The sequence below is a fragment of the Brevundimonas diminuta genome (assembly GCF_050310045.1).
GTDB lineage: Bacteria > Pseudomonadota > Alphaproteobacteria > Caulobacterales > Caulobacteraceae > Brevundimonas > Brevundimonas diminuta_F.
The window spans coordinates 384,097-404,681 of the sequence record NZ_CP190005.1; the positions used below are offsets into that span (position 1 = coordinate 384,097).

General features: G+C 66.1%; 22 protein-coding genes. 15 read left to right on the plus strand and 7 right to left on the minus strand.

The genetic code is table 11. From position 1 onward, the window contains the following. Positions 1-187 precede the first annotated feature (187 nt). From ACORJG_RS01855 to ACORJG_RS01865, 3 genes are all read left to right on the plus strand, one after another. The gene (locus tag ACORJG_RS01855) at positions 188-1,144 is read left to right on the plus strand and encodes a glycosyltransferase family 9 protein (RefSeq protein WP_427791127.1); all 957 of its coding nucleotides are present in this window, start codon (positions 188-190) and stop codon (positions 1,142-1,144) included. Between the two features lie 68 nt (positions 1,145-1,212). Further along, complete coding sequence (locus ACORJG_RS01860; RefSeq protein WP_427791129.1) at positions 1,213-2,550, plus strand: dihydroorotase; 1,338 nt, start codon at positions 1,213-1,215, stop codon at positions 2,548-2,550. Continuing rightward, entirely contained in the window at positions 2,547-3,281 is a 735-nt protein-coding gene (locus ACORJG_RS01865) for a prephenate dehydrogenase/arogenate dehydrogenase family protein (RefSeq protein WP_427791130.1), read from the plus strand. Before ACORJG_RS01860 ends, ACORJG_RS01865 begins: the two co-directional genes overlap by 4 nt. 32 nt (positions 3,282-3,313) lie before the next feature. On the opposite strand, the gene pgsA is transcribed toward ACORJG_RS01865, so the two are convergent. The 5 genes from pgsA to ACORJG_RS01890 form a co-directional block, all read right to left on the minus strand. Beyond that, positions 3,314-3,940, minus strand: a complete 627-nt coding sequence (pgsA, locus tag ACORJG_RS01870; protein ID WP_427791132.1) for a CDP-diacylglycerol--glycerol-3-phosphate 3-phosphatidyltransferase — start codon at positions 3,938-3,940, stop codon at positions 3,314-3,316. Between the two features lie 79 nt (positions 3,941-4,019). Next, complete coding sequence (locus tag ACORJG_RS01875) at positions 4,020-4,634, minus strand: carbonic anhydrase (protein WP_427791133.1); 615 nt, start codon at positions 4,632-4,634, stop codon at positions 4,020-4,022. A 54-nt stretch (positions 4,635-4,688) separates the two neighbouring features. Next, positions 4,689-6,587 carry an excinuclease ABC subunit UvrC gene (gene uvrC / locus ACORJG_RS01880; protein ID WP_427791135.1) on the minus strand — a complete coding sequence of 633 codons (1,899 nt, stop codon included), beginning with the start codon at positions 6,585-6,587 and terminating at the stop codon, positions 4,689-4,691. A gap of 16 nt (positions 6,588-6,603) precedes the next feature. After that, positions 6,604-7,050 (minus strand): DMT family transporter, encoded by a 447-nt coding sequence (locus ACORJG_RS01885; protein ID WP_427791137.1) that lies wholly within the window; start codon positions 7,048-7,050, stop codon positions 6,604-6,606. A gap of 8 nt (positions 7,051-7,058) precedes the next feature. Continuing rightward, a complete protein-coding gene (locus ACORJG_RS01890) occupies positions 7,059-7,532 on the minus strand; it encodes an NUDIX domain-containing protein (RefSeq protein ID WP_427791139.1) in 474 nt (157 codons plus the stop codon). Between the two features lie 86 nt (positions 7,533-7,618). Between ACORJG_RS01890 and ACORJG_RS01895 the strand changes: the two genes are divergently transcribed. The 8 genes from ACORJG_RS01895 (at position 7,619) to ACORJG_RS01930 (ending at position 11,416) form a co-directional block, all read left to right on the plus strand. Next, positions 7,619-8,329, plus strand: a complete 711-nt coding sequence (locus ACORJG_RS01895) for a DUF6624 domain-containing protein (RefSeq protein WP_427791141.1) — start codon at positions 7,619-7,621, stop codon at positions 8,327-8,329. Between the two features lie 8 nt (positions 8,330-8,337). Beyond that, positions 8,338-8,469 (plus strand): hypothetical protein, encoded by a 132-nt coding sequence (locus ACORJG_RS01900; protein WP_427791142.1) that lies wholly within the window; start codon positions 8,338-8,340, stop codon positions 8,467-8,469. Continuing rightward, positions 8,462-8,863 (plus strand): dihydroneopterin aldolase, encoded by a 402-nt coding sequence (locus ACORJG_RS01905; RefSeq protein WP_427791144.1) that lies wholly within the window; start codon positions 8,462-8,464, stop codon positions 8,861-8,863. Before ACORJG_RS01900 ends, ACORJG_RS01905 begins: the two co-directional genes overlap by 8 nt. Then, a complete protein-coding gene (locus tag ACORJG_RS01910; RefSeq protein ID WP_427791146.1) occupies positions 8,864-9,643 on the plus strand; it encodes an SDR family oxidoreductase in 780 nt (259 codons plus the stop codon). A gap of 112 nt (positions 9,644-9,755) precedes the next feature. Then, a complete protein-coding gene (locus tag ACORJG_RS01915) occupies positions 9,756-10,292 on the plus strand; it encodes a 6-pyruvoyl trahydropterin synthase family protein (RefSeq protein ID WP_427791147.1) in 537 nt (178 codons plus the stop codon). Beyond that, entirely contained in the window at positions 10,289-10,678 is a 390-nt protein-coding gene (gene folB, locus ACORJG_RS01920) for a dihydroneopterin aldolase (protein WP_427791149.1), read from the plus strand. The genes ACORJG_RS01915 and folB overlap by 4 nt, the downstream gene beginning before the upstream one ends. 58 nt (positions 10,679-10,736) lie before the next feature. After that, the gene (locus ACORJG_RS01925; RefSeq protein WP_427791150.1) at positions 10,737-11,111 is read left to right on the plus strand and encodes a serine/threonine protein kinase; all 375 of its coding nucleotides are present in this window, start codon (positions 10,737-10,739) and stop codon (positions 11,109-11,111) included. A 14-nt stretch (positions 11,112-11,125) separates the two neighbouring features. Then, entirely contained in the window at positions 11,126-11,416 is a 291-nt protein-coding gene (locus ACORJG_RS01930; protein ID WP_427791152.1) for a GNAT family N-acetyltransferase, read from the plus strand. 90 nt (positions 11,417-11,506) lie between these two features. Here ACORJG_RS01930 and ACORJG_RS01935 read toward each other — a convergent pair whose 3' ends face one another. Then, positions 11,507-11,833 carry a hypothetical protein gene (locus ACORJG_RS01935; protein WP_427791154.1) on the minus strand — a complete coding sequence of 109 codons (327 nt, stop codon included), beginning with the start codon at positions 11,831-11,833 and terminating at the stop codon, positions 11,507-11,509. 123 nt (positions 11,834-11,956) lie between these two features. Continuing rightward, entirely contained in the window at positions 11,957-14,278 is a 2,322-nt protein-coding gene (uvrB, locus tag ACORJG_RS01940; protein WP_427791156.1) for an excinuclease ABC subunit UvrB, read from the minus strand. 385 nt (positions 14,279-14,663) lie between these two features. Between uvrB and ACORJG_RS01945 the strand changes: the two genes are divergently transcribed. The 4 genes from ACORJG_RS01945 to ACORJG_RS01960 all read left to right on the plus strand — a co-directional run bounded on the left by ACORJG_RS01945 (position 14,664) and on the right by ACORJG_RS01960 (position 20,562). Then, the gene (locus tag ACORJG_RS01945; RefSeq protein WP_427791157.1) at positions 14,664-17,699 is read left to right on the plus strand and encodes a TonB-dependent receptor plug domain-containing protein; all 3,036 of its coding nucleotides are present in this window, start codon (positions 14,664-14,666) and stop codon (positions 17,697-17,699) included. Between the two features lie 120 nt (positions 17,700-17,819). Further along, positions 17,820-18,956, plus strand: coding sequence for a beta-ketoacyl-ACP synthase III (locus ACORJG_RS01950; protein ID WP_427791158.1), 1,137 nt, complete (start codon positions 17,820-17,822; stop codon positions 18,954-18,956). Further along, on the plus strand, positions 18,896-19,636 hold the full coding sequence (locus ACORJG_RS01955) for an iron-containing redox enzyme family protein (RefSeq protein WP_427791160.1): 741 nt from the start codon (positions 18,896-18,898) through the stop codon (positions 19,634-19,636). The genes ACORJG_RS01950 and ACORJG_RS01955 overlap by 61 nt, the downstream gene beginning before the upstream one ends. Further along, entirely contained in the window at positions 19,633-20,562 is a 930-nt protein-coding gene (locus ACORJG_RS01960) for a DUF6999 family protein (RefSeq protein ID WP_346531714.1), read from the plus strand. The genes ACORJG_RS01955 and ACORJG_RS01960 overlap by 4 nt, the downstream gene beginning before the upstream one ends. The last annotated feature ends 23 nt before the right edge of the window (positions 20,563-20,585 follow it).

A 20,585-nucleotide genomic window follows, 5' to 3' on the forward strand; every position in this document is an offset into this window, starting at 1 on the left:
CACAATTTCAGGGCGCGTCTGAAAAGCCGTTTCTTCCCGCTGTCAGGGCGTTTGACGGGGTGGAGAGGCGCCGCTTGAATCAGGGGCGGGGAATGGCGGCGAACAGGCGGGGGCGATCGGTGTGGAACGGCTGGCGCTGTCCTGCATTCCCGCTGAATTCCGAAGAGAATCCAGTTAGACTCACTCCATGCATGGTCGCTTTCCGATCCTCTACATCGCCGAGGCGGACGCCGAGGAGGCGGTCCTGTCGTCAGGGGCGCTGGCTCAACTGGTCGAGGCCATCCCGCAGGCGACCTTTACCGTGGTCGGTTCGCCGGCCAGCGCGCCGCTGTTCGCCGACCTGCCGCGTCTTCAGCGGCTGATCACGCTGGATCGCGACGGGCGCTGGGACTGGATCGCCCTGTGGAACCAGGTGCGCGAGACCAACTGGGGACTGGTGGTCGACATGCGCGGCTCGACCCTGTCGGGCAAGCTGCGACGTCAGCGCCGCGCGGTCCGGGGCAAGACCCTGCCGGGCGTGCATCTGGTCGAACAGGCGGCGCGGACCCTGCAACTGGACGAGATCCCGGCGCCGAAACTGTTCATCGAGCGGGACACTCAGGAAGCCGCCGACGCCCTGATCCCGGCGGGTGAAGGGCCGATCCTGGCCATCGGGCCGGGCGCCGACTGGATCGGCAAGCGCTGGCCTGCCGACCGCTACGCCAAGATCGCCATCTCTCTGCTGGGCGAGGGCGGGCCGCTGGCGGGCGGGCGTCTGATGATCGTGGGCGAGGAGGCGGATCGCGATGCGGCCCGCACCATCCGCTCTGCGGTAAAGCGCGACCGGGTGATCGAACTGCAGGGGCGGCTGACGCGGCTGCAGACGGCGGCGGCCCTGTCGCGGGCGGACCTCTATCTGGGCGGCGATTCCCTGTGGACCCAGTTGGCCGTGGCGGCGGGCGTTCCGGCGGTGGCGGTGTTCGGCCCCTCGGACGAGACGCTGAAGCGCCCGTGGACCGGCGTCGCCGTTCGCGGCCCGCGCACGCTCGATGAGTTCCGCGAACTGGACCCGCGCCTGAACCAGCACATCCAGCATATGATGGACCTGCCCTATGAGCGGGTGCTGAAGGCGGCGAAGAAGCTGCTGGCCGAACGGACGGCCTGAACGTCCCTCGGGTTGCGCCCCTGTGCCTTCGGCGCGCATAAGCGCCGGAGTTTCAGGAGATGCGCGCGATGACCCAGACCTATGACCTGATCGTTCGGGGCGGCGAGGTGGCCAACCACGCCGGACGCGGCAAGGCTGACGTCGGCGTCATCGACGGCCGCATCGCCTTCATCGGCGACCTGTCACAGGCCTCGGCCGGAGAGGTGTTCGACGCGACCGGCCTGACCGTCCTGCCCGGCGTCATCGACACCCAGGTCCACTTCCGCGAGCCGGGGCTGGAGTGGAAGGAAGATCTCGAGACCGGCAGCCGCGCGGCGGCTCTCGGCGGCGTCGTCGCCGTGTTCGAGATGCCGAACACCAACCCCAACACGACCGATCCGACCACGCTGGAGGACAAGCTGGCGCGGGCGCGCGACCGGATGTGGACGGACCACGCCTTCTACATCGGCGGCACGCATGAGAACGCCGATCATCTGGCCGAACTGGAGCGCCTGCCGGGCTGCTGCGGGGTCAAGGTCTTCATGGGCGCCTCGACCGGCGACCTGCTGATCGCCGACGACGAGGGGGTGAGGAAGGTTCTGTCGAACGTGCGCCGCCGCGCCACCTTCCACTCGGAAGACGAATACCGCCTGGTCGAGCGCCGCAACCTGGCCCGCACCGGCGACTGGACCAGCCACCCGGAAGTCCGCGACGCCGAAAGCGCCATCATGTCCACGCGCCGTCTGGTCGGGCTGGCCAAGGAGACCGGCGCCCGCATCCACGTCCTGCACGTCACGACGCGCGATGAGATGGAGTTCCTGCGCTTCCACAAGGACGTCGCCACCGTCGAGATCACGCCCCAGCACCTGACGCTGGTCGCGCCGGAAGCCTATCAGCGCCTCGGCGCCTACGCCCAGATGAACCCGCCGATCCGCTCGCAGGAGCACGTCGACGCCCTGTGGTTGTGGGGCATGCAGCAGGGCGTGGCCGATGTGCTGGGCTCGGACCACGCGCCGCACACGAAGGAAGAAAAGTCCAAGCCCTATCCGGCCTCGCCGTCGGGGATGCCGGGGGTGCAGACCCTTGTGCCGCTGATGCTGACCCATGTGGCCGAGGGCCGCCTGTCGCTGGAGCGCTTCATCGACCTGACCTCGGGCGGGGCGCAGCGGGTGTTCGGGACGGCCAACAAGGGCCGCATGGCGGTCAGCTATGACGCCGACCTGACCATCGTCGACCTGAAGGCGAAGAAGACCATCACGCACGACCAGCAGGCCACGCGCTGCGGCTGGACCCCCTTCGACGGTTTCGAGGCGACGGGCTGGCCGGTCGCCACCATTGTGCGCGGCCGCGTGGTGATGAAAGACGGCGAACTGATCGGTCAGGCGCATGGCCGCCCGGTGCGGTTCCAGGAGACGCTGGCGGGGTGAGCAGTCGCAAACCCCGACTCGGCCTGATCGGCTTCGGCGCCTTCGGGCGGCTGACGGCGAAGCATCTGTCGCCGTGGTTCGACATCCTCGCCCACGATCCGGCGGTCAACGACGGCGCAGGTCTGGCGCGGATGACCACGCTGGAAGAGGCGGCGGCGTGTCCGGTGGTGGTGCTGGCGGTTCCGGTCGGCGCCTTGACGGAAACGGTCGCGGCGATCGCGCATCATCTGGCGCCGGACGCCCTGATCCTGGATGTCGGCTCGGTGAAGGTGAAGCCGGCGCAGGTCATGCTGGAGGGCCTGCCGCAGGGCGTTCAGATCGTCGGCACCCACCCTCTGTTCGGCCCTCAAAGCGGCAAGGACGGCATTGCGGGGCTGAGGATCGCCGTCTGTCCGGTGCGCGGCGACAGGGCGGCGTGGCGCACGGCCGCCTTCTGCCGCAGGGCGCTGGGACTGAAGGTCTTCGTCGTCAGCCCAGAGGATCACGACCGCGAGGCGGCGACGGTTCAGGGCCTGACCCATCTGATCGCCAAGGTCCTGCTGGCGATGGAGCCGCTGCCCACGCGCATGACCACGACCAGTTTCGAGCGCGTCATGCAGGGCGTCGACATGGTCCGCCATGACAGCGCGGCGGTGTTCCGCGCCATCGAACACGACAACCCTTTCGCCGCCGAGGTGCGCCGCCGCTTCTTCGACCTGGCCGAACAGGCGCGGGCGGAACTGGACGACTGAGCCTTCGGTTCCCGCCCCGGCGTGGAAGAGGGCTACAGATCCTGCATCTGTCTGCGGGCGGCGCTGAAATACTGCCAGCCCGTCCACAGGGTCACGATGGCGGCCATCCAGATCAGGGCGTCCGAGAACAGCTGGAAGTGCGGCAGATAGTCGAACGGCAGGCCCCATCCGTCCCAGTTGCGGGCGAACAGCTGGCAGCCCAAGGCGACCATCTGCAGCGTCGTCTTCCACTTGGCCGCCAGGGTGACGGGCAGGGTGATACGGCCGGCCATCGTCTCGCGCAGGGCCGAGACGGCGAATTCGCGGAACAGGATCAGGCCGCACGGAATGATGATCTGCTGCACCGAGCCGCTCGTCAGCACGCCCAGCACGGCGCCGGTGACCAGAATCTTGTCGGCGATCGGGTCCAGAATGGCGCCCCAGCGCGTCTCGGCCTTCCAGCGGCGGGCCAGGTAGCCGTCGATCCAGTCCGTCGAGGCGGCGATGACGAAGATCCAGAACCCCGTCCGATACATGGCGAACTGGTCGTCAGGGCTCAGCCAGGCCGAGACGAAGGGGAAGCCGCTGGTCGCGCCCGCCAGCAGCAGGAACATGACGATCCCGGCCGCCAGCCGCAGGCTGGTCAGGATGTTGGGGATGGCTTTGTAGGCAGGGGCCATGACGTCTTCCGTTGCAACACGCCGGGTGTGCCACGGTTCGCGGCCAGAGGCGAGGGCGGGCTGAGCGGCGAGGGCGTCCTCAGTCCAGCCGCTCGAACCGTCCCGGCCCCGTCAGCTTGGACAGGATGCCCAGGGCGATGCCGAAATGCAGGCCGCTGAGCTTCAGTTCGCCCGCCGCCTCCTTTTCCGCGATCCAGGGGAAGGTGCGCAGATTGTCCAGCGACAGGCGCACGACGGCCTCCTCGGCGGCGCACTCGACCTGTTCGGCGGATACAGCCTCGACCGCGCGGCGCACGCTGGGGGCGGCCTGTTCAACCCAGGGGGCGACGAAGTCCTGACAGTTGGCGGGCGCGCCGTTCAGCATGGCGTTCACCCCGCCGCACGAGGCGTGGCCCATGACGACGACGCGCTTGACCTTCAGCACATTGACGCCGAACTCCAGCGCCGCCGAGACGCCGTGCAGCTTGCCGTCCGGCTCATAGGGCGGGACCAGATTGGCGACGTTGCGCACCACGAACAGCTCGCCCGGCGCCGTGTCGAAGATCAGGGCCGGGTCGGCCCGGCTGTCGGAACAGGCCACGACCAGGGTGTGCGGCTTCTGCCCGTTGGCGGCCAGAGCCTCATATTCCGCGTGTTCGGACGGCCACCGATTCTGGCGGAAGCGGTGATAGCCCTTGGTCAGTTCGTCGGTCATGAAGCGCTTCCTAGACCCGCGACGCTTGGTCGCTCAACCCGGAATCTACGTCTCTCATGACTTGTGAAAGAAGCCGTGGATGCGCTCGGCCAGGGCCTGACTGACGCCGTCCACCTTGACCAGATCGGCGACCGAGGCCCGGCTGACCCCCTTGGCCGAGCCGAAGGCGTGCAGCAGGGCCTTCTTGCGCCCCGGCCCGACGCCCTCGATCTCGTCCAGCGGGTTCTTCTTGATGTCCATGGATCGGCGCTTGGCGTGGGCGCCGTTGGCGAAGCGGTGCGCCTCGTCCCGCAGCCGCTGGATGTAGTAGAGGGCGGGGCTCTTCAGCGGCAGCATGAAGGGCGGCTTGCCGGGCATGAAGAAATGCTCCTTGCCCGCATCGCGGTCCGGCCCCTTGGCCACGCCGACCACGGCGATGTCGTCGACGCCCAGATCGGCCATGACGGCCAGCACCTCGGCCAGTTGGCCCGCCCCGCCGTCGATCAGCAGCAGGTCCGGCCGTTCGACCGCCTCGCCGGCCTCCTCGTCCTTGACCAGTCGGCCGAAGCGGCGGCGCATGACCTCGCGCATCATGCCGTAGTCGTCGCCGGGCGTCAGGTCTTCGCCCTTGATGTTGAACTTGCGGTACTGGTTCTTGCGGAAGCCTTCGGGGCCGGCGACGATCATGCCGCCGACGGCGTTGGTCCCCTGGATGTGGGCGTTGTCATAGACCTCGATCCGCTCGGGCCGGGCGTCCAGACTGAAGGCCTCGCACACCTCGTCCAGAATCTTCGACTGGGCCGAGTTCTCGGCCAGCTTGCGGCCTAGCGCCTCGCGGGCGTTGGTCAGGGCGTGATCGACCAGACTGGCCTTGCCGCCGCGCTGGGGGCGGGCGATCTCGACCCGGTGTCCGGCCTTCATGCTGAAGGCTTCCTCCAGCAACTCCAGTTCGTGCGGGCGGACGTTGGACAGGATCAGGCGCGGGACCGGCTTGTCCTCATAGAACTGGCCCAGAAAGGCGGCGAGGATTTCCGGGTCGCTGTCGGTCTTGTCCACGCGGGGGAAATAGGCGCGCCCGCCCCAGTTCTGGCCCGCGCGATAGAAGAAGACCTGGACGCAGGCCTGACCGCCCTCGGCGTGCAGGGCGAAGACGTCGGCCTCGGCCACGCCCTCGGCGTTGACGCTGTTCTCCATCGAAATGGCCGACAGGGCGCGAATCCGGTCGCGCACCCGGGCGGCGGTCTCGAAGTCCAGATCGTCCGACGCTTTCTGCATCTCCTGCGACAGGCGGCCGATGACGGCGCGCGACTTCCCGCGCAGGAACTGTTCGGCCTCAGTGACCAGTTCGCCGTAGTCCTCAAGCGAGATCAGGCCGGTGCAGGGCGCCGAGCATCGCTTGATCTGATGCAGCATGCAGGGGCGGGTGCGCGTCTCATAGACGCTGTCCGAACAGGACCTCAGCAGGAAGGCCTTCTGCAGCGTGTTCAGCGTGTGGTTGACCGCCCATGTCGAAGCGAAGGGGCCGAAATAGTCGCCGGGAATCGTATGGGCGCCGCGATGCTTCCTGACCTGGGGTGCGCGGTGGTCGCGACGGATCATCAGTTCGGCGAAGGATTTGTCGTCCCTCAGCACCACGTTGAAGCGCGGCTTCAGCTTCTTGATGAAGTTGGATTCGAGCAGCAGGGCCTCGGTCTCGGAGGCGGTGACCACCAGCTCCATCGAGCGGGTCAGCGACACCATCAGGCCGATGCGCTGGGTGTGGAAACGCCCTTGCGCGTACTGGACAACCCGCTTCTTCAGCGACTTGGCCTTGCCGACATAGAGGCAGGCGCCGTCCTCGCCGTACATCCGATAGACGCCGGGCTTGTCGGGCGCACGCCGGGCCTCGTCCGCGATCAGTTCGGCGGCCTGAAGCGGAAGGGCGTTCGCCTGCGAGTCGGGCGTCTCCGGGATGTCGGGCGTCGGGTCGGTCATCAGGCGGGATATAGGCTCAGCCGCGCCGGACCAGAAGCACCCCGCCGATCACCAGCAGCACGCCGGCGATGCGGGTCAGGCTGACCGGCTGCTGCGGCACGCCCATGACGCCGAAATGGTCGAGGATCAGGCTCAGCGCCAGCTGGCCCGCCACCATCAGGGTGATGGTCAGCGCCACGCCGATCCTGGGCACGCCCCAGGCGGCCGCCACCACGAAGACGCAGCCGTAAAGCCCGCCCATCCAGGCCCAGGCAGGCAAGGTCTTCATCGCCTGCACGTCCGGCCGCGTCTGTAACGCCATCGCCAGCACGCCCAGCGCCACCGTCCCGACGAAGAAGGAGACGAACGCCGCATTGACCGGCGAGCCCACCGCGGTGGCCAGCCGCGCATTGGTCGGTCCCTGCAGGGCGGTGGCGGCGCCGCCGATAATCATGGCCAGCAGGGCGAGGACGGGTAACTGCATCGGTTGTCTCACCAGTTCGGATCGGGCGCGACGCCGCCGAAGATTTCGGCCAGTCGGTCGCGGGTGGCGCGGGTCGTGTCTTCAGGCAGGGCGTCCGGGTGGAACCAGCCGATCTCGGCGATCTCGCCGTGACTGGTCCGTTCGGCCATGTCGAAGGCGTCGATGCGGAAAACCAGCACATGATCCCCCGGAAAGAAACGTTCGTTGGAGTGGACCGACAAAAGGCGCGGCTCGCCTCTGGCGATCAGCCCGGCCTCTTCGCGCAGTTCGCGGATGACGGCGGCCTGCGTCGTCTCGCCCCGGTCCACCCCGCCGCCGGGCAGCCACCAGCCCTCCAGATAGGTGTGTTTGACCAGCAGTACCCGACCTTCACCGTCGACCGCCGCGCCACGCACGCCCAGCGTCATCCCCCGGCTCATCCGCGACACGATGAAGAACAGCGGACGGGTGAAGGGTTCGATGCGGGTGCGCCAGGTGGTCATGAAGCAAGCATGGCATGGCGGATAGGAAGGCGCACCATGGCTTATGCTAGGCTCTTGCGAGCAGAACAGATGTGGGGAGGAAGACGATGGTGTTGTTCGTAACGCTCATGTTGGGACTTCAGCTTCAGACGCTCTCGCCTGAGACGCAGGCGATCATCGCGCCCGTGACGACAGCGATTGAAGAGGTGCGCGCGCGTCATGCCGGACTTGGAGAAGCGTCTGACGACCGGGCGCGCCTGGAGCGGATGGGCGAGTTGGACCAGGCGGGACGACAAGTCATTACCCGTCTGGATTTTTCGCGCATACCGGACTCCGAACGTATGGCGGCGGTTCGGGCGGCAGGCGCGCCGATTGAAGCTGTCGATCAGGAAAATCAGCAGGCGCTTCTGGCGATGACGCCGCCGGAGGGCTGGTTCCTGAAAAGTCGCTATGGGGGCAAAGCCTCTGCGGCCGCTTTTCACATCATTCAGCACTCCGATGAGGATCTGTGGAGGCGTTTCCTTCCCGTATTGGAACCGCTGGTCGCGAGGGGCGAGATAGACGGCCAGAGCTACGCCATGATGTTTGATCGCTTGGCGACATCCGAGGGACGGCCCCAGCGCTATGGGACGCAGTTCCGGTGCGACAACGGCAAATGGCGGCCCTATCCGATTGAGAGTGTCGAGGACTTGGAGATGCGTCGCGAGGAGATGGCCTTTCCTATGCCTTTCTCGGTCTACCGTGCACACTTCGAAAGTCAGCCGCACTGTCCGCAAACCTTGTCGCCGCCTCCGCCCGGCATGGTCGTCAACGACTGAGCTATGGCTTGAACAGGGGCGCGCTTGTCCCTATTCGGGGGCGGAACAGGAGACCCATCATGCTGGCCATCGCCACCATCTTCGCCTTCATCGCCGTCGTCGCCGCCTTCAACTATTTCGAGTTCGGCCGGGTTGACTGATCGAGCGCCCGATGCGGGCGGGTTCGACTGGCGCACCGCCGGGGACCACGTCCGCGTCGTTCTGAAGGATGTGACGGTCGACGTCAGCGTCGGCCTGCATCCGTGGGAGCGCCATCCCGAGCGCCCCACGCGCCTGCTGGTCAATGTCGAGATGTTCGCCGGATGGCCGCTGCGCCACGGCGACTTCATCGATTATGACGCCGTGCGCGACCATATCCGCAACTGGGCCGGGCGGCCGCACGTCGACCTGCTGGAGACGCTGGTCGAAGAGGTCATCGCCGCCTGCTTCGCCCTGCCTGCGGTCGAGGCCTGCCGCGTGCGGGTCGAAAAGCCCCATATCTTCGCCGAGGCGGCGGGCGCGGGCGTCGAAATCTTCCGCAGAAGGCCGGACTGAATGAACATGGCCGCCGAACGTGTGGTCCTGATCACCGGCGCGGCGCGGCGTGTGGGCGCGGCGCTGGCGCGCGGACTGGCGGCTGACGGCTGGCGCGTCGCCATCCATCATCGCGGCGGCGCGGACGAGGCGCAGGCTCTAGCGCAGGCCATTGTCGATGCGGGCGGGCAGGCTGAGACCTTCGCCGCCGATCTGGCGATCCCGGCGCAGCGCGAGGGTCTGATTCCGACGGTGGTCGCGCGGTTCGGGCGGATCGACGCCCTGATCAACAACGCCTCCCTGTTTCGCTATGACACCCTGCAGAGCCTGACCGAGGCGTCGTGGCGGGATCATGTGGACGCCAATCTGACGGCGCCGGTCTTTCTGATCCGCGACTTCGCCGCCGCCGTCGAACGGGCGGACGGACAGGGCTGCGTCGTCAATATTCTGGACCACAAGATTGACACGCCGAATCCGGACTTCTTCGCCTATACGGCAGGCAAGGTCGGGCTGGCCGGTCTGACGCCCACGCTGGCGCTGGCGCTGGCGCCGCGCGTGCGGCTGAACGGGGTGGCGCCGGGCCTGATCCTGCGCAGCGGCGATCAGACAGACGCGGAATATGAGGCCGCATGGCGCGATACGCCGCTGGGACGCGGCGCGGGTCTGGGCGATGTGCTGGGAGCTGTGCGCTTCATCCTGTCGGCGCCGGCTCTGACCGGGCAGGTCATCACTCTGGACGGCGGCGAGAGCCTGATCCGGCGCGGCCGCGACGTGGCCTTCGATCCGGGACTGAAGGCCTGAAGCCCGCCTTTCAGGGCCCGTCGTCTTTACTTCGCCATCGTGCGGGTGTTGATGCGCGAACCCTTGGCGGCCCCTATATGCGGCGGCCGACGCCGTTGATCCTTTAGAGCCCATGCCCGCTGTCCGTTTCACTCGCCGCTTTTCGATGGCGCACCGGCTGATCGCCGATGCGGGGTCGAGGTGCGCCGTGCCGCACGGCCACAATGAGTTCGTGACGGTGACGCTGGAGCCGACGGCCGAGATCGCCTTCGGCGCCGCCAACCACGCCGCTTCGTTCGAGCGGTTGAAGACGCGCTGGCACGGTTTTGTCGACCGCAGTCTGGACCACGCCTTCCAGCTGAACCGCGCCGACCCCCTGCTGGGCTGGTTTCAGCAGCATGAGCCGCACCGCCTGAACCAGGTGCTGACGGTGGACGGCGACCCGACGACCGAGGCGCTGGTCATCGCCCTGTGGCGCAAGCTGGAGGCCATCGTCGCGGCCGAAGACCTGCCCTTCCGGCTGGCCGAACTGGCCATCGAGGAGACGCCGACCAACACCGTCCTGGCGCGCGGCCTGACGGCGGCGGAGCGGGGCTGGGACCTGGGCGGCTGGTGCGACCGGGCCGACTTCAGCATCAATGATCTTCTGCCGCCGGAGACCTGGTCTTGAGCGCCGTCGTCACCCCCCTGCCGTCCATCGAGCCGCGCCGTCTGGGCCTGAAGGTCATGGTGCGCGCCCTGAAGGTCGAGGCCTCCATCGGCTTTTACGACCATGAGCATGGCAGGCTGCAGCCGCTGGTGGTGGACGTTGATCTGGATCTGGGCGCCGCGCCGGTCGAACGGCTGGCCGATACGCTGGACTATGACGGCGTCGCCCGCATCGTGCGCGAACTGGCGGCAGGTCCGCATATCGCCCTGATCGAGACCTTCGCCGAGCGCACCGCCGTCGCCTGTCTGAGCGACCCGCGCGTGCTTAGCGTCGTGGTGCGGGTCGAAAAACCCGGCGCCATTCCTGATGCGGCGGCCGCCGCCTGCGAAGTCGCCTATTCGCGCTGAGGCCGGTTGCGCGCAGGCCTGCCTGCCGCCATCATCTTCGTTCTGACAAGAGGTTCCGATGGCTCAATCCGGCGATTACAGCAGAACCGGCGCCGAGGCGGCTTCGGCCGACCTGACCGGCCTTTACGCCGGATACGCCCTGATTCTTCTGGCGGCGCCGACGTTCGGCGCGGCGGCCCTGATCGGCCTGTTGCGCGTGTTGGGGCGTGCGGCCCCGGTTGATCCGCTGTTGCGCAGCCACTTCGAGTTTCAGAAGCGCACGCTGATCGGGGCGCTGCTGGCCATCATCATCGGCGCCCTTCTGGTTGTGGTGAATGTGGGCGTCTTCGTCCTGTTCGTCATGGTGATCTGGACCATCGTGCGCGGGGCGCTGGGGCTGAAGGCCCTGCTGGAAGGTCGGGCCATCACCGATCCGCGCCGGCTGTTTTACTGAACGGAGAGACGGACATGACGGAGTTCAAGGACCTCGCCGCCGACCGACGTTTTCAACAGATGTTCGCAGCAGAAGACGGCGCAGAGCACCCCGTCTGGGCCGAATATGCGGTGCGCGGCCAGTCCCGCGTCATCCTGCACGTCGAGGCGCACCCGGCCCTGCGCGGCACGGGCGCCGCCGGGCGTTTCATGCAGGCTCTGGCCGAATATGCGCGGGCTGAAAAGCTGACGCTGATCCCGCATTGCAGCTATGCCGTGGCGTGGCTGAAGCGGCATCCCGAGTACGAAGACGTACTCGGTTCCTAGCAGGCCGCGGTCAGAAGGCTCCGCCCTTATGGCTGCTTCGCGCGCGCTAAGGCAGCGAGCCGCCGCGCGGCGAGCGATAGCGTCCTTAAATCAAGCGTGACTCTTGGCCACGATGGCCTTCATCGTCTCGGCCTTGGAGGGCAGGTCGGCGACGAGGCGGGCGGCCAGTTCGCGGGCGCCGACCGGATAGGCGTCGCCGCCGTCGGCGATTTCGCGGGCCATGTCGGCGGCCTTGCACAGGGCGACCTCAAGCGCCTCGACCTGTTCGATGGCCAGGGCGCGGGCTTCGGCCTGCAGGCGCTTGACGCGTTCGGCCGTGGTTTCAGGCGCGCGCATCAGGTCATAGACCTCGGCTTCCGGCGAGGAGACAAGGCGCAGGGCGGCGCGGGCGTCGGTATCGTTGCTGGACTTGGTCATCGAGTCTCTCCTGAATCCACCATGCCGCATTTTCGCCGCAAGGTCGCATCCCTTTTTGCAGTCAAGCTTTTGCGTACGCGCCCATGTTGCCTGCAAGCCTCATGGAATGAGCGTCCAGGTGTCCTACCGGCCCTTCCTGAACGCCTCCGCCTTTTCGGCCGCTGCCTCCTTGCGCCAGCGTTTGGGGGCTGACTTGTCGACCTCCTCGCCTGCGCCCGTCAGCGCTTCGTTGGCGAATTCGAGGTCGAGAAGCTTCATCTTCTTGATCTCGTCACGCAGGCGGGCGGCTTCCTCGAACTCGAGGTTGGCGGCGGCCTCGCGCATGCGGCCTTCCAGATCCTTCAGAGCGGCCTGGAAGTTGGAGCCGACGAAGGGCCTGGCCTCCTCGGCGACGCCGGGGCGGGTCAGGCGGTCCAGGTCGCGGGACTCATAGGGGCTGTCGAGAATCTCCTTGATGTCGCGTTTGACCGTCTCGGGCGTGATGCCGTGTTCGAGGTTGTAGGCCTGCTGCTTCTCGCGACGGCGGTCGGTCTCGGCGATGGCGCGCTCCATCGAGCCGGTCATGCGGTCGGCGTAGAGGATGACGCGGCCGTCCACGTTGCGGGCGGCGCGGCCGATGGTCTGGATCAGGGAGGTTTCCGAGCGCAGGAAGCCCTCCTTGTCCGCGTCGAGGATGGCGACCAGGCCGCACTCGGGGATGTCGAGGCCTTCGCGCAGCAGGTTGATGCCGATCAGAACGTCGAATGAGCCGAGGCGCAGGTCGCGCAGGATTTCGATGCGCTCCAGGGTGTCGACGTCGGAGTGCATGTAGCGGACGCGCACCCCTTGCTCGTGCATGTATTCGGTCAGGTCCTCGGCCATCTTCTTGGTCAGGGTGGTGACCAGAGAGCGGTAGCCCGCGCGGGCGGTGGCCTTCACCTCGTCGATGACGTCGTCGACCTGGTTGCGGGTCGCGCCGGAGACGGGGCGGATCTCGACCGGGGGATCGATCAGGCCGGTGGGGCGGATGACCTGTTCGGTGAAGACGCCGCCGGTCTTGTCCAGCTCCCAGGCGCCGGGGGTGGCCGAGACGAAGACGGTCTGGGGCCGCATGGCGTCCCATTCCTCGAACTTCAGCGGGCGGTTGTCGATGGCCGACGGCAGGCGGAAGCCGTACTCGGCCAGGGTCGACTTGCGGCGGTAGTCGCCGCGGAACATGGCGCCGATCTGGCCCACGGTGACGTGGCTCTCGTCCACGAACAGCAGGGCGTTGTCGGGGATGTATTCGAAGAAGGTCGGCGGCGGCTCGCCCGGCGCGCGGCCGGTCAGCCAGCGGCTGTAGTTCTCGATGCCGGCGCAGGAGCCGGTGGCCTCCATCATCTCCAGATCGAAGCGGGTGCGCTGTTCCAGCCGCTGAGCCTCCAGCAGCTTGCCGTTCTCGATCATCCAGTCGAGCGTCTCCTTCAGCTCGGCCTTGATGCCGTTGACGGCCTGATTGAGCGTCGGGCGCGGGGTGACGTAGTGGCTGGCGGCGTAGACGGTGACTTCGTCCAGCGCATTGGTCTTCTTGCCGGTCAGGGGATCGAACTCGTCGATGGCCTCGATCTCGTCGCCGAACAGGCTGATGCGCCAGGCGCGGTCCTCGAGGTGGACGGGGAAGATCTCCAGCGTGTCGCCGCGCTTGCGGAACATGCCGCGCTCGAAATGGACGTCGTTGCGCTTGTACTGCAGGGCGATGAGGTCGGCGCGCAGCTTGGCCTCGTCGATCTGGTCGCCGACCTTCAGGTTGAAGGTCATGGCGGTGTAGGTCTCGACCGAGCCGATGCCGTAGATGCAGCTGACCGAGGCGACGACGATGACGTCGTCCCGCTCCAGAATCGCGCGGGTGGCGGCGTGGCGCATCCGGTCGATCTGCTCGTTAATCGACGAGTCCTTCTCGATGTAGGTGTCGGTGCGCGGGACGTAGGCCTCGGGCTGATAGTAGTCGTAGTAGCTGACGAAATATTCGACCGCATTGTCGGGGAAGAAGGCCTTGAACTCGGAATAGAGCTGGGCCGCCAGCGTCTTGTTGTGGGCCAGGATCAGGGCCGGGCGCTGGGTCTGTTCGATCACCTTGGCCATGGTGAAGGTCTTGCCCGAGCCGGTTACGCCCAGCAGCACCTGTTCGCGATCACCCTCGGCCGCCTGGGCCACCAGTTCGGTGATGGCGGCGGGCTGGTCCCCGGCGGGCTGGTAGCGGGTCTCCAGCCGGAAGGGGACGCGCTTTTTATTGGTCGGCCGATCAGGACGGTGGGGGACCCAGTCGGCGGGGGCGGCGGGCGCCTCCTCCGGCGTCAGGCGCGGGCCGTTCACCGGCGCAAAGGCGGGGGCCCGACCGTGGTCGAAGGCGACGGGCGCCTCGCTGAGGCCGGGGTTGGGCGTGTGGACGGGCTTAGCCGACTTCGAGGGGGAACGAGCCATGAACATCAAGGTAATGCGCCGCCGCGTCTCGCGCCAGAGCGGGGCGGGATGCGAAGGCGGCAGGGACGGCATGTCTACTTGAGGTTGCGAGGGGCGCTGGGCACAAAATGAAGGATCTTCATTTGCGAGCTTCCTCAAACACTATTTAGCCATAAATTATCAGATTTTACCCGAAAAGAATAAAATATCGGGAGGAAGTCGGCGTTTTTGCGTCAAAATTGCCTCACAAATTGCCATAACAATGATTTTTTGAAAGAAATTGATTGATGCTATGAAATCGCGGCCATAGCCATGAACCAACCAAGAATCGTAAGTCGAACATTGGTATTCGCGTCTCTCTAAGAGAATGGCGTGATGTTCAGTAATAATTGTTCAGGTACGGAGGTGCATTGTGAGCACTCGTAAAGACTACCTGCTTGGCACGACCATGGTGGCGGGAATTGCTGCTGTGTCGTTGTCCATGCTTGTTCCGGGCGCAGCGTTCGCCCAAAGCGGATCGAATACAGACCAACAGGCGACGCAGGTTGACGAAATCGTCGTCGTCGGTTCGCGCATTCGTCGCGACAATTACAACGCCCCGTCTCCCACTCAGGTTGTAACGCGTCAGGAAGCGACCCTGCAGGGCTTCGCCTCGACCACGGAAGCGCTGCAGAGCACGGCCATCACCGGCGGTTCGGAGCAGGTGAATAACTCCTTCGGCGGCTACGTCACGGACGGCGGTCCGGGCGCCAACACCATCGGCCTGCGCGGCATGGGGCCGAGCCGGACTCTGGTGCTGCTGAACGGTCGCCGCGTTTCGCCGGCCGGTTCGCGCGGCTCGGTCGGTTCGGCTGACCTGAACGTCCTGCCGACCGCCATGATCGACCGGGTGGAAGTGCTACGCGACGGCGCTTCGTCGGTGTATGGCTCGGATGCTGTGGCGGGCGTGGTCAACATCCAGACCCGCAAGAATTTCGAGGGGTTGACCTTTGAGGCGCAGCGCAACGAGCCGCTGGAAGCCAACGGCAACGGGGGCTCCACCCGCTTCTCTCTGACGGCGGGCGCCCGTGGCGACCGCTGGCGGGCGTCGGGCTCGATCGAGCGTTATGAGCGTAAGGAACTGACCCTGCGCGACCGTGAGTTCACGCGTTGTCAGACCGACGGCTATATCGATCGCGCGACGGGAGGCACTCTGGATTACATCGACCCCCTGACGGGCAAGTCCAAATGCTATCCGATCACGGACACCGGTTCGAACGGGTCTTCGATCAATACCGTCGCGATCGGTGTGGAAGGAGACAGGGACAAATACGGCCGTCGCACCTTCGTCGGCGTCAAGGGCGTCGGCGCGGCCGGTTCGGTCGGCGACACCTTTGATCGCTGGCGCCCTAACGCGGGCGTCAACAGCGGCGTCATCGGCTTTGAAGGCGTCGGCGGCGGCGACAATGATCTGAACGTCCGCGACACCTTTGATGATCGCATGTTGAACGAGTCGCTGATTTCGCCGGTCGAAATCACCACCATCTATGGTGAAGGCGGTTATCAGCTGAACGCACTCGGCAATGCCGAACTGTACGGCGAAGTCCTGATCAACAAGCGTGAATCCTCGCAGACCGGCTATCGTCAACTGGCGCTCGATTACACCAAGGGCAGCCCGCTGCTGCCGTCAAGCCTCGACTTCAGCACGGTCCTGCCCGACCAGGGCGCCCAAGGATTGACCAAGGGCGCCGACGTCGGCGTTCGCGCCTTCATCGGTTTCGGCAATGATCGCTCTTCGCAGGAGCAGACGTTCAACCGCAACGTCATCGGCATCAAGGGCGACTTCTTGATCCCTGAATGGCGGTACGACCTGTCGGCCAGCTATTCGAAGTCGCGTTCGGCCTATATCAGCGAGCAGTTTCTGACGGACCGTCTGCGCGAAAGCCTGGATGTCGTTCCGAATGGCGCTGGCGGCTTCCAGTGCCGTGAACTGGCCTCCAACCCGGGCTGCGTCGCGGCTCCGGCGCTGAGCAGCCAGGTCATCGGCGGTCAACTGCCCAAGGAATGGGTCGACTACGTCTTCCGCCCGGTCAAGGGCATCACCGAGTTTGAAGAGAAGATCGTCAGCCTGGGCATCGACGGCCCGCTGTTCGACCTGCCGGCCGGCAAGGTGATGGGCTTCTTCGGGGCCGAGTGGCGCAAGTCGGAAATCGACGACACGCCGGGCCTCGATTCGCAGAACAACAACACCTACAACTATTCCAGCGCCGCCATCACGCGGGGCACGGACTCGGTGTGGGAAGTCTTCGGCGAAATCGAAGCCCCGTTGCTGCGTGATCAGCCGTTCGCCAAGGAACTGACGCTGAGCGCCTCGTTCCGTTACACGGACTATGATTCCTATGGCGACGACACGACCTATAAGGTCGGCCTGGTCTATCGTCCGATCGAGATGCTGACGCTGCGCGGCACCTACGGCACTTCCTACCGGGCCCCGGCCCTGTTCGAGCAGTTCGTGGGCGCGACGACCGGTTACCTGTCCAACACGATCGATAGCTGTAACGATTACGGCAAGCCGAACGTGAACCCGAACCGTGTGGCCAACTGCGCCTCTGAGGGGCTGCCGGATACGCACTACAATCTGCAGAGCGTGGAAGTCGTCACCCTGGGCGGTTCCGAAGCTGGTCTGAAGGCCGAAACCTCGACCAACATGACCATCGGCGCCGTGTTGCAACCGACCCTGCCGCAAGGCTGGGGCGATCTGGCCTTCGCCGTCGACTATTATGAGATCGAGGTCGAAAACGGCGTCGCCCAGTATGGCGGCCGCAACATCCTGACGCGCTGCTATGACTCGCGTCCGGAAGACTTCGCGGCCAACGTCGGCTTCTGCTCGCTGGTCGATCGCGATCTGGCGACGGGCAAGCTGACCGTTCAGGACGGCTATGTGAACCTGGCCACGGATATCGTGAAGGGTCTGGATTACACCCTGCGTTACCGTAACGACGTCGGACCCGGCTCGCTGTTGTTCAATCTGGCGGTCACCCAGTACACGGAAATCTCGAACAAGCTGTTCGCTGAAGATCCGCTGGAAGACTACAAGGGTCAGATCAACAATCCGGAGTTCACCGGGACGGCTGACATCTCCTACGCGTGGGACAAGTGGCGCGTTCGTTACGGCGTCGAGTGGATCCAGGGCATGGACAGCTATGCCTATCTGGGCGTGAGTCCGTCGGACCCTGAACCGGGCCTGTCGATGTATGACTTCGATGTGCCGGACTACTGGCTTCACAATGCGTCGGTGCAATACTCCACTGACGGCTGGACGGTGACGGCGGGTATCCGCAACCTGTTCAACGAAGATCCGCCCACGATCTCGTCGGGCTACTACAACCGGGTCGGCAACGCTCCGCTGTACTCGGGTTACGACTACTTGGGCCGGACGGCCTTCGTGAACCTCACGAAGTCCTTCTAAGGTCTGACCTGATTTCAGGTTGAGGAGAGGGCGGCGGGCTTCGGTTCGCCGCCTTTTCTGCGTTCAGGGCCGACGTTTCCGGCTTGTGCGCGCCGCTCGCCGCCGCCAAGGTTCGGCGATATGAGTATGCTTCGTGACGTCTTCATCACCGGAACCGGCGCTGTCCTGCCCGGAGAGCGGATCGGCAATGACCGGATGGAGGACTTCATCGGCCGCATCGGCGGGCGGCCGTCCGCCGTCGGGCGACGCGCCCTGTGCTGGAACGGGATCGAGGGGCGGCATTACGCCCTGACGCCGGAGGGGCAGCCGCTGCATTCCAACGCCTCCATGTGCGCCGAGGCGGTGCGGACGGCGCTGGATGGGGCGGGGTTGAGTCTCGGCGATCTGCAGCATCTGGGCGCGGCGGCGACGCAGGGCGACTATCTGGTGCCCGGCCACGCCAGCGCGGTTCAGGCCGAACTGGGCGCGGGGCCGCTGGAGGCCTTCAGCTATCAGTCGGTCTGCGCCAGCGCCCTGATGGCGGCCAAGGGGGCGTGGCTGAGCGTGCGTGCGGGCGAGGCGAACGTGGCCGCTGCCTGTGCGGGCGAGTTCTCCTCGCGCTGGTTCCGCCCTCATTTCTATGAGGGCACGGCGCTGGTGGACGAGAAGGGCCGGGCGCGGATCGAGGCGGACTTCCTGCGCTTCACCCTGTCGGACGGGGCGGGCGCCGTGGTGATGGAGCCGAGGCCGAAACCCGAGGGCCTGAGCCTGAAGGTCGAATGGATCGACATGACCTCCCTGGCCGGGCGTTTCGATCCCTGCATGTGGGCCGGATCGACGCCCGAGGCGCGCGCCGACATGACCAGCGCCTGGAGCCACGCCGGACCAGCGGCGGCCCATGCGGCGGGGGCGGTGGCCCTGTTGCAGGACTTCGAGCTGCTGAAGATCGTCATTCGCGCCTGGATCGGTGTCTGGCTGGAGAAGGTGGACGCCGGGCGGATCGTGCCGGATCAGGTCGACCATCTGCTGTGCCATTACTCCGCGCGGTCGCTGCGTCAGGAGATCGTCGGCCTGCTGAAAAGCACCGCCGCGATGATCCCGGAAGAGAAGTGGTTCACGACGCTGCCGGACAGCGGCAATGTCGGCTCGGCCTCGATCTGGGTCATGCTGGACGCCTTCCTGAAGTCGGGGCGCGGAAAGCGCGGAGACAGGGTGCTGTGCATCGTGCCCGAGAGCGGGCGGGCGATGATCGGCTTCATGATGCTGGAGATTGTGTGATGGCGGAACAACTGGCCGAGGCGGCGGTGGCCGATTGCCTGCGGAAGCTGGCAGTGGTCTTCGCCGATTTCGAGCAGCGTCTGGAGGCGACCCCGCTGATCCGCAAGCTGACGCGGGGGCGGTTCGAGGTCGCCGACTACCACGCCTTCCTGATCAACCTGCGCCAGCAGGTGAAGGACGGGGCGCTGTGGATGAGCCGGGCGGCGTCGAACATCGGCGAGGACCATCTGGAGCTGCGCTCGACCCTGATGCGCCATGCGGTGACGGAGCATCGGGACTTCCGCCTGCTGGAGGCCGACTTCACAGCCTCGGGCGGGGCGCTGGAAGACATTCAGTCGGCGCCGAAGAACGTGGGGTCCGAGGCCCTGTCGGCCTGGATGTTCCATGAGGCGTCCAAGCCCGATCCCTTCGGCCTGCTGGGCGCCATGTTCATCATCGAGGGGCTGGGCTCGATCAAGGCGCGGCCGTGGGGTCTGAAGGTGCAGGAGCGGCTGGAACTGCCCGACGAGGCGGTGCGCTTCCTGCTGTATCACGGCGACAACGACGCCGAGCACATGAAGGAGTTCGAGGAGATGCTGGGCATGGTCCTGCCCGATCCCTTCATCGCCGAACGCATCGTCACGACCGCCAAAGTCACGGCCCGCCTCTACGCCCTGCAGATCGAGGAGATCGCGGCGTGAGATACTACAAGCCGGGGGAGGATCCGTTCGACCCCGCGCGGTTCGATCCCAAGGATCCCGATCCGTGGATGGCGCTGTATCTGGACCACAGCCTGCCGATCGACGACGGAGCCAAGCGCGACCTGTTGCTGGGCGCGCGGTCGCGGTCGCGGCGCTGGCTGTTTCCGGTGGCGCGGCCGCTGGTGTTCCTGTTCTTCTGTCTGGTGAAGGTGCTGCGGGTCATTTCGCCGAAATACCCGAACCTGAACGGCCTGCTGCACAAGACCATCCACTGGGGCCTGCGGACCTTTGTGACGCCCGAGGGCAATCGGGTGATCCTGCGCCACTTCCACGTCGGCTCAGAGCTGACCGCCTTCGTGCGCGAGAATGCGGGCGTGGGCGACAAGGTGACGAAGTGGCCTCTGACGCCGACGCGGCTGAAGGACATCGAGCCGGATCTGTTCCTTCAGCACGACCTGAACATCTTCAACTTCGTCATCGAGATGAACGCCGCCCTGCGCGCCGAGGGGCGCGAGCTGATGCCGCCCGAGCGGATCGACTTCTCCATGATCTCGGACGAATTCCCTCCGTTTGAAGAGTTTCCGCGCAAGTGGCACAACTTCGTCGACGTGCAGACGGCGGTGGAGTTCTACACCCCGATCTACGCCCTGATGCTGCCGAGAGACGACTTCGTGCGGGCGTCCAGTTCGCTGCAGCTGGATGAGGTGATGGCCATCTATATCGCCCGCATTCTGGGCACGAGCTACCACATGGCCTTCGTCAAGAACGGCCATCCGCTGGTGGCGCTGTCGACGCTTCAGGCGGGCTATCGGCTGATGATGCACGGGCTGGATTCAGAGGCCATGCACGGCTGGCTGCGGGTGATGAAGGCGCGTCAGGCGGCGGGCCTGCCGCTGGACCCGGCCAACTCGGGCGCGCCGAAGTAGGGCGTGAAGCGTGCGCTGATTTC